The organism is Micromonospora sp. NPDC023644, assembly GCF_040640115.1.
Lineage (GTDB): Bacteria > Actinomycetota > Actinomycetes > Mycobacteriales > Micromonosporaceae > Micromonospora.
Genome location: NZ_JBFABA010000035.1, coordinates 55,112 through 61,281, shown reverse-complemented (window position 1 = coordinate 61,281; position 6,170 = coordinate 55,112). Strand labels below are relative to the sequence as shown.

Genomic DNA, 6,170 nt, shown 5'->3' with positions numbered 1-6,170 from the left:
CCCCTGCCGCTGGTGCTCTCGGTCCCCTGCGAACGGCCGCGGGGCCGCCGGGCGTCGCGTAGGTGACCCGGCCGGTGACGTCGGTGACCCGCACGGCGGCGGCCAGGCCGCGGCGGACCACCTGGCTCGCGGCGGCCGGCCGGTCGCTGGTCAGGGCGACGGCGTCGGCGGCGGCCCGCAGCTGCTGGCAGAGGGCGTCGACGGAGGTGCGCACGGTCGCGGCGGCCACCGCTAGCCGCTCGGTGGAGCGGCTCGAGTCGACCGCCGCCACGGTCGCCCCGACGAACATCACCCCGAGCACCACCGGGCCGAGCGCCACCGCCAGGAAGGCTGTGGTCAACCGCCCGCGTAGCGTCACTCGGTCCCCCCGGAAGTTCCGCCGCCGTTGCTTGCGATGCTGACACAGAGCCACCAGTCGGCGAGCGTTGCGTCAGGAGTGTTGCGTGCCTGATTTTTCTGATGGAGCGGAAGGTGCCAAGCGGGATGTGCGGGCCGTCCTGCTCGCCCGCCGCCGGGCGCTGACCGCGCCGCAGCGGGCCGCCGCCGCCGGGCGCGTCCAGGCCGAGCTGGTGGCTCTCGTACGCCGGCTGCGTCCGCTGCGGATGACGGCGTACGTGCCGGTCGGCTCCGAGCCGGGCGGGCCCGACCTGCCGGCGGTGCTGCACGCGGCGCTGCCGCCGGGCGGGGAGCTGCTGCTGCCGGTGCTCCGCGACGACCTCGACCTGGACTGGGCGGCCTGGAGCGGGCCGAAGGGGCTGGTGGCCGCCGGGCGGGGGATGCGCGAGCCGGCGGGGCCACGACTGGGGCGGGCGGCGGTCGCCGGGGCGCAGCTGGTGGTGCTGCCGGCGCTGGCGGTGGACCGCCGGGGGGTGCGGCTGGGCCGGGGCGGCGGCTCGTACGACCGGGCGCTGGCCCGGGTGCCGGCGTCCACGCCGACCGTGGTCCCGCTGCACGACGGCGAGCTGGTGGAGGCGCTTCCCGCCGAGCCGCACGACCGGCCGGTACGCGCGGTCGTCACGCCCGCCGACGGGCTGCGTACGCTGGACGCCGCCCCGGACGGCGCGGCGGGTGTCGCGCCCCACACTTCCGCTGGACGAATCCGGGGGCGATGACGCACCATTGGCACTCGAATACGTCGAGTGCCAACCGGCCGTGGCCAGATCCGGAGGAGAACGTGCCCACGTACCAGTACGCCTGCACCGCGTGCGGCCACCAGCTCGAGGCGGTGCAGTCCTTCTCCGACGCGCCGCTGACCGAGTGCCCGGCGTGTGAGGGGCGGCTGCGGAAGGTCTTCAACTCCGTCGGCATCGTGTTCAAGGGCTCGGGCTTCTACCGCACGGACTCGCGCTCGTCCGGCTCGGACGGCGCGAAGGGCGGCGCCGCCGCCAAGCCGGCGAAGTCCGACTCGTCCTCGGGCGGCGACTCCGGCTCGTCCGGCGGCTCGTCGTCGTCGAGCTCGTCCTCGTCGAGCTCGTCCTCGTCGAGCTCGTCCTCGTCGGGCTCGTCCTCGTCGTCGAGCGGGGGCGGCTCCACCGGCGGCGGGGGCAAGACCCCGGCCGCCAGCACCGCCAGCGCCTCCTGAGCCACGCCGCCGCGGCCCGAGGACCCGCCCCGACCCGGGGCCGGCCCTCGGGCCAGCCGCGTCGTCCACAGGGCGCCAAGGTCGTCCACAGGGCGGCGCGTCCGCGCCGCGCGGCAGTGGGCCCGGTCAGTCCCAGTGCGGAGGGCGCTCCGCGAGCAGCCAGTCGTCGTTGCCGCCGGAGCGCTCGCCCCAGCCCCGGTCGGTGTCGTCGGCGGTCTGCTCGGGCAGCACCAGGAAGTCGTCGCTGAGGTCGACGGTGCGGTCGTCGTCGCCGCGTACCGCCGCCGTGCCCGGGTCCTCGGGAATGCTCACGAGCGGCAAGACTAGCGCAGCCGCCACCGGCGGGACCGGCGACGAACCGCCGGGGCGCCGCGTCCGGCCGGCCGGCGGGCCGGGGCGTTGGTAGCGTCGGACGGCGTGACGACCCCCACCTCCGGCGGCCCCCCGGACGAGTACTGGCGGCGGCCCGACACCCCGCCCGAGCGGCCCACGGGCGCGCCGGCGGGGCCGGCCGCGCCGCCCCCGGCGCGGGGGAGCGGCTACGCGGGCCCGCCCGCGACCACCCCGCCACCGGCCGGGTGGCGCCCACCGGTGCACCTGCGCCCGCCACCGCCCCGGCGACTGCCGCCGCAGGACATGGCGGAGATCGACGCAGCGGAGCAGCGGGCGCAGCGGCTCACGTACGGCGTGGGGACCGTGGCCGGCGTGGTGCTGGTGGTCCTCGTCTGCGTGCTCTGCTCCCGGCTCGTGTTCTGACCCGGTGCCGGCCGCCGACGGGCCGCCGCGAGCGGCGGGAGGCTGTCAGAGGGTGTTGCCCCAGACGGTCTCGGCCCCGGAGTGCCCGGTCAGGTAGACGTAGACGATGCTGACGACGCCGAGCGCCACCACCGCGACCGACAGCACCGGGGTCACCCAGGCCGGCAGCTTCGGCACCCGCCGGTGCCCGCTCGTCGCCACGAGCAGCAGCAGCGTCGCCACGGCCAGCGGCAGCACCCAGCGGAACAGGACGTCGCCGTAGCGCGAGTGCGCGAGGATCTGCTCCAGGATCGGGCCCTGCATGCCCCGGGCGACGAACGCGTCGGTCAGCTCCTCCCCCGACTCGACCGCGACGAAGGCCGACACCGGCGCCGCCACGGCGAGGAGCGCCACCGCCCAGTCCAGCCGCGACCGGAACCGGGGCAGCGCCACGTACGCGGCGGAGAGCAGGGCCAGCAGCGGCACGAGGACGACGACCGCGTGCACCACCAGCACGTGGGCCGGCAGACCCAGGATCTCCTTGAACATCCACACCTCCGGCGGTACGCGGTTGCGGATTGCCAGCGTACGGTGCGCCGGTCGACCCGCCCAGGTCGTCTCGATCCACTACACGCGCCCGGAAGCGGTCCGGTTCACCACCGCTCGGCGACGATGCCCGCCGCGCTCCTCGGCCCAGTCGGGCGAGCTGGCTGTGGCCGGCGCCACCCTCTTCCGGAGGCCGGTTGTCGGTCCCCGACCCGCGTGCTGTCATTGGCACATGCCCGGTGGCGAGGAACTGCTCCGGTCGAGGGGCCTGCGGGTCACCCGGCCGCGCCTCGCCGTGCTCGACGTGCTGGCCGCCGGCGGTCACCTCGAGGTCGACGAGATCACCCGCCGGGTCCGCGAGCGCCTCGACTCGGTCTCCACCCAGGCGGTCTACGACGTGCTCGGCGCGCTGTCCCGGGCCGGGCTGTCCCGCCGCATCGAGCCGGCGGGCAGCCCCGCCCGCTACGAGGCCCGGGCCGGGGACAACCACCACCACGTCGTCTGCCGGGGCTGCGGCGAGATCGCCGACATCGACTGCGCGGTCGGCAGCGCGCCCTGCCTGGACCCGGACATCGCCCACGGGTTCGAGGTCGACGAGGCGGAAGTGACGTTCTGGGGCCTCTGCCCCACCTGCCAGGCCCGCCGCTCCGCCGACGACTGACGGCCGGCCGCTCTCCGCCGGCACCCGGTGGCGGGGCGTGGCACGCTTGGTCGGTGGACTCCGATGACCTCGGTCTCTTCGGTCCGGGTTCGGTCACGTGGAAGGTGCACGAGGAGCCGATCCTGATCGTCGCCGGCCTGCGTTCGCTCTACCTTCAGTCGCTGCATCCCCGGGCCATGGCCGGGGTCGCGCAGAACAGCAACTACCGCTCCGACGCCTGGGGCCGGCTGGTGCGCACCGCCACCTACGTCGGCACCACCATCTACGGCACCACCGCCGAGGCGGAGGCCGCCGGGCTCCGGGTGCGCCGCCGGCACGCCCGCCTGCGGGCCACCGACCTGTTCACCGGGGAGGAGTTCCGCGTCGACGACCCCGAGCTGCTGCGCTGGGTGCACGTCACCGAGGTCGAGTCGTTCCTCGACACGGCCCGGCGGGCCGGGCTGCCGCTGACCGCCGACGAGATCGACGCCTACTACACCGAGCAGCGGCGCTCCGCCGCCCTGGTCGGCCTCGACCCGGAGACCGTCCCGGGCACCGCCGCCGAGGTGGCCGACTACTACCGGCAGATCCGTCCGCAGCTGCGGATGACCCGCGAGGCGGCCGAGACGGCACTCTTCCTCACCGCGCCGCCGATCCCGTGGAAGCTCAGCCTGCCCGCCCGCATCGGGCTCAACCTCGGGCCGCCCCGCTGGGCGTACTTCGGCATCGCCGGCACCGCGCTCGCGCTGCTACCGGCCTGGGCCCGGCGCATGTACGGCGGGCTGGGCCTGCCCACGACCGCGTTCTCCGCCGACCTGAGCGTCCGGGCGCTGCGGCTGACCCTCGCCGCGGTGCCCCGCCGCTGGCGGGAGGGGCCGTTGCAGCAGGCCGCGAAGGAACGTGCCGCCCGGCTCACCGGCACGCCGGCCTGACCGCACGGCCGTGCCGGCTGCCACCCGGGCCCGGGGCGGTCGGTCGTGCCCGGGCGGGACGTGCGGGGGCGGTCAGGCTTGGCCGGGTGGGGGCGTGCGGGGCTGTCAGTTCTTGCCGGGCACCGGTTCGGTCGCCCGCTCGACCCCCGGGTCGGTCACGCGCTCGACGGCCGCCCACGGCTCCTTGCCCGGCGCCTGCGCCCCCACGGGGCAGGTGCGCCGGTAGTCGCACCAGCCGCAGCGCGGGCCCGGCGTGGTCGGGAACGCCTCGTCGGGGTCGTCCCCGTCGGCGACCGCCCGCTCGGCGGCCATGATGTCGCGGGCGGTCTCCTCCGCCCGGGTGAGCTGACGGGCCAGCGACTCCACGGTGTGCTCGTGCGCGGCCACCGTGCCGGTCGGCAGGTGGTGCAGCTCCACCCGGCGGCACGGCCGGCGGAACACCCGCTCGGCGGCGTACGCGTAGAGCGCCAGCGCCTGCGAGCCGCGCGCGTCGTCGGCGTCCAGCCCGGTGCGGCCCGTCTTGTAGTCGACGATCACCAGCTCGGGACCGTCGGGCCCGGGACGGGAGTCGATCCGGTCCGCCCGGCCGTTGAAGGCCAGCACGGCGGTCTTGACCGCCACCACCCGCTCCACGCCGAGCGGGTCGACCCCGGGCTCCAGGGTTTCGACGTAGGACTCCAGCCAGCCCAGGGCCCGCCGGTAGGCCGCCCGCTCCTGCTCGTCGTCGCGGTAGCCCTCGCGCACCCAGGTGCCCTTGAGCAGCGCGGCGAGGGCCTCGGGCCGGCGCCGCTCGGGGCTCAGGGCGTACCAGTTCTTCAGGGCGGTGTGCACGCTCGCGCCGAGGGAGTTGTGCGCCCACGGCGGGCCCTTCTGCGGGGCCGGACGGTCTACGTAGGAGTAGCGGTAGCGCCGGGGGCAGTCGGCGTAGGCGCCCAGTTTGCTGGGGGTGCAGACGAAGAGCCGCTCCGGCATGCCCTCGAAGCCGAGCTGCTCGGGCTGGTCACCGCGCGGCCGGGGCGCCCGGCCGCCGCTGGTGGAGGACCGTCCGGCTGAAGAGGCTCGTCGCACACCGCGATCCTGCCATCCGCCCCCGACGAAACCGGTCGCCGGTCAGGTCATGTTGGCGTACTGGGTCACGAACGCGGCCACCGCGTCCGCGATGAGCTGCACCGCGATCGCGGCCAGCAGCAGGCCGGCGATCCGGGTCAGCACCTCGATCCCGCCGGGCCGCAGGATCTTGACGATCCCGCCGGAGAAGCGGAGCACGATCCAGACGGTGACCATCACGGCCACGATCGCGGCGGCGATGGCCGTGACGTCCGCCCCGCCGTCGGCCTGCTGGACGAAGAGCATGGTGGCCACGATGGCGCCGGGACCGGCCAGCAGCGGCGTGCCCAGCGGCACCAGGGCGATGTTCGAGGTGACCTGCTGGCTCGGGTCGTCGGCCTTGCCGGTCAGCAGCTCCAGCGCGACCAGGATGAGCAGCAACCCGCCGGCGGCCTGGAGGGCCGGCAGGTCCACGTGCAGGTAGTCGAGCAGCGTCTGCCCCGCCACCGCGAAGATCACGATCACGCCCAGCGCCAGGGCGACGGCCTGCCAGGCCGCCCGGTTGCGGTCCCGCGCCGTCAACGGGCCGGTCAGCGCCAGGAAGATGGGCATCATGCCCGGTGGGTCGACGATCACCAGCAGGGTCACGAAGACCTCGCCGAACAGCTTGGCATCCACGTGATCAACG

General features: G+C 75.7%; 9 protein-coding genes and 2 pseudogenes. 5 read left to right on the top strand and 6 right to left on the bottom strand.

What is annotated here, in order from left to right:
- Positions 1-358 (bottom strand): annotated as a pseudogene (locus AB0G08_RS22020) (diguanylate cyclase); the annotation flags it as partial.
- Between the two features lie 85 nt (positions 359-443).
- On the opposite strand from AB0G08_RS22020, the gene AB0G08_RS22015 reads away from it, so the two are divergent.
- Entirely contained in the window at positions 444-1,112 is a 669-nt protein-coding gene (locus AB0G08_RS22015; protein ID WP_358090963.1) for a 5-formyltetrahydrofolate cyclo-ligase, read from the top strand.
- Positions 1,109-1,315 (top strand): annotated as a pseudogene (locus AB0G08_RS22010) (FmdB family zinc ribbon protein); the annotation flags it as partial. The gene AB0G08_RS22015 and the pseudogene AB0G08_RS22010, both read left to right, overlap by 4 nt.
- A gap of 14 nt (positions 1,316-1,329) precedes the next feature.
- Here the strand turns inward: AB0G08_RS22010 and AB0G08_RS22005 are convergent.
- The gene (locus AB0G08_RS22005) at positions 1,330-1,587 is read right to left on the bottom strand and encodes a hypothetical protein (protein ID WP_358090966.1); all 258 of its coding nucleotides are present in this window, start codon (positions 1,585-1,587) and stop codon (positions 1,330-1,332) included.
- A 121-nt stretch (positions 1,588-1,708) separates the two neighbouring features.
- On the bottom strand, positions 1,709-1,903 hold the full coding sequence (locus AB0G08_RS22000; RefSeq protein WP_358090960.1) for a hypothetical protein: 195 nt from the start codon (positions 1,901-1,903) through the stop codon (positions 1,709-1,711).
- A 96-nt stretch (positions 1,904-1,999) separates the two neighbouring features.
- Here AB0G08_RS22000 and AB0G08_RS21995 point away from each other — a divergent pair, with 96 nt between their 5' ends.
- The gene (locus AB0G08_RS21995; RefSeq protein ID WP_358090956.1) at positions 2,000-2,338 is read left to right on the top strand and encodes a hypothetical protein; all 339 of its coding nucleotides are present in this window, start codon (positions 2,000-2,002) and stop codon (positions 2,336-2,338) included.
- A 45-nt stretch (positions 2,339-2,383) separates the two neighbouring features.
- Here the strand turns inward: AB0G08_RS21995 and AB0G08_RS21990 are convergent, their stop codons facing one another.
- Positions 2,384-2,866: a DUF2231 domain-containing protein gene (locus tag AB0G08_RS21990; protein ID WP_358090953.1), complete on the bottom strand. Its 483-nt coding sequence runs from the start codon at positions 2,864-2,866 to the stop codon at positions 2,384-2,386.
- A gap of 229 nt (positions 2,867-3,095) precedes the next feature.
- On the opposite strand from AB0G08_RS21990, the gene AB0G08_RS21985 reads away from it, so the two are divergent.
- Positions 3,096-3,524, top strand: coding sequence for a Fur family transcriptional regulator (locus AB0G08_RS21985; RefSeq protein ID WP_358090950.1), 429 nt, complete (start codon positions 3,096-3,098; stop codon positions 3,522-3,524).
- Between the two features lie 53 nt (positions 3,525-3,577).
- Positions 3,578-4,435, top strand: a complete 858-nt coding sequence (locus AB0G08_RS21980) for an oxygenase MpaB family protein (protein WP_358090947.1) — start codon at positions 3,578-3,580, stop codon at positions 4,433-4,435.
- 105 nt (positions 4,436-4,540) lie between these two features.
- Here the strand turns inward: AB0G08_RS21980 and AB0G08_RS21975 are convergent, their stop codons facing one another.
- Together AB0G08_RS21975 and AB0G08_RS21970 are read right to left on the bottom strand one after the other, a co-directional pair.
- The gene (locus tag AB0G08_RS21975; RefSeq protein WP_358090944.1) at positions 4,541-5,503 is read right to left on the bottom strand and encodes a PD-(D/E)XK nuclease family protein; all 963 of its coding nucleotides are present in this window, start codon (positions 5,501-5,503) and stop codon (positions 4,541-4,543) included.
- A 42-nt stretch (positions 5,504-5,545) separates the two neighbouring features.
- Positions 5,546-6,160: a MarC family protein gene (locus tag AB0G08_RS21970; RefSeq protein WP_358090941.1), complete on the bottom strand. Its 615-nt coding sequence runs from the start codon at positions 6,158-6,160 to the stop codon at positions 5,546-5,548.
- Positions 6,161-6,170 lie beyond the last annotated feature (10 nt).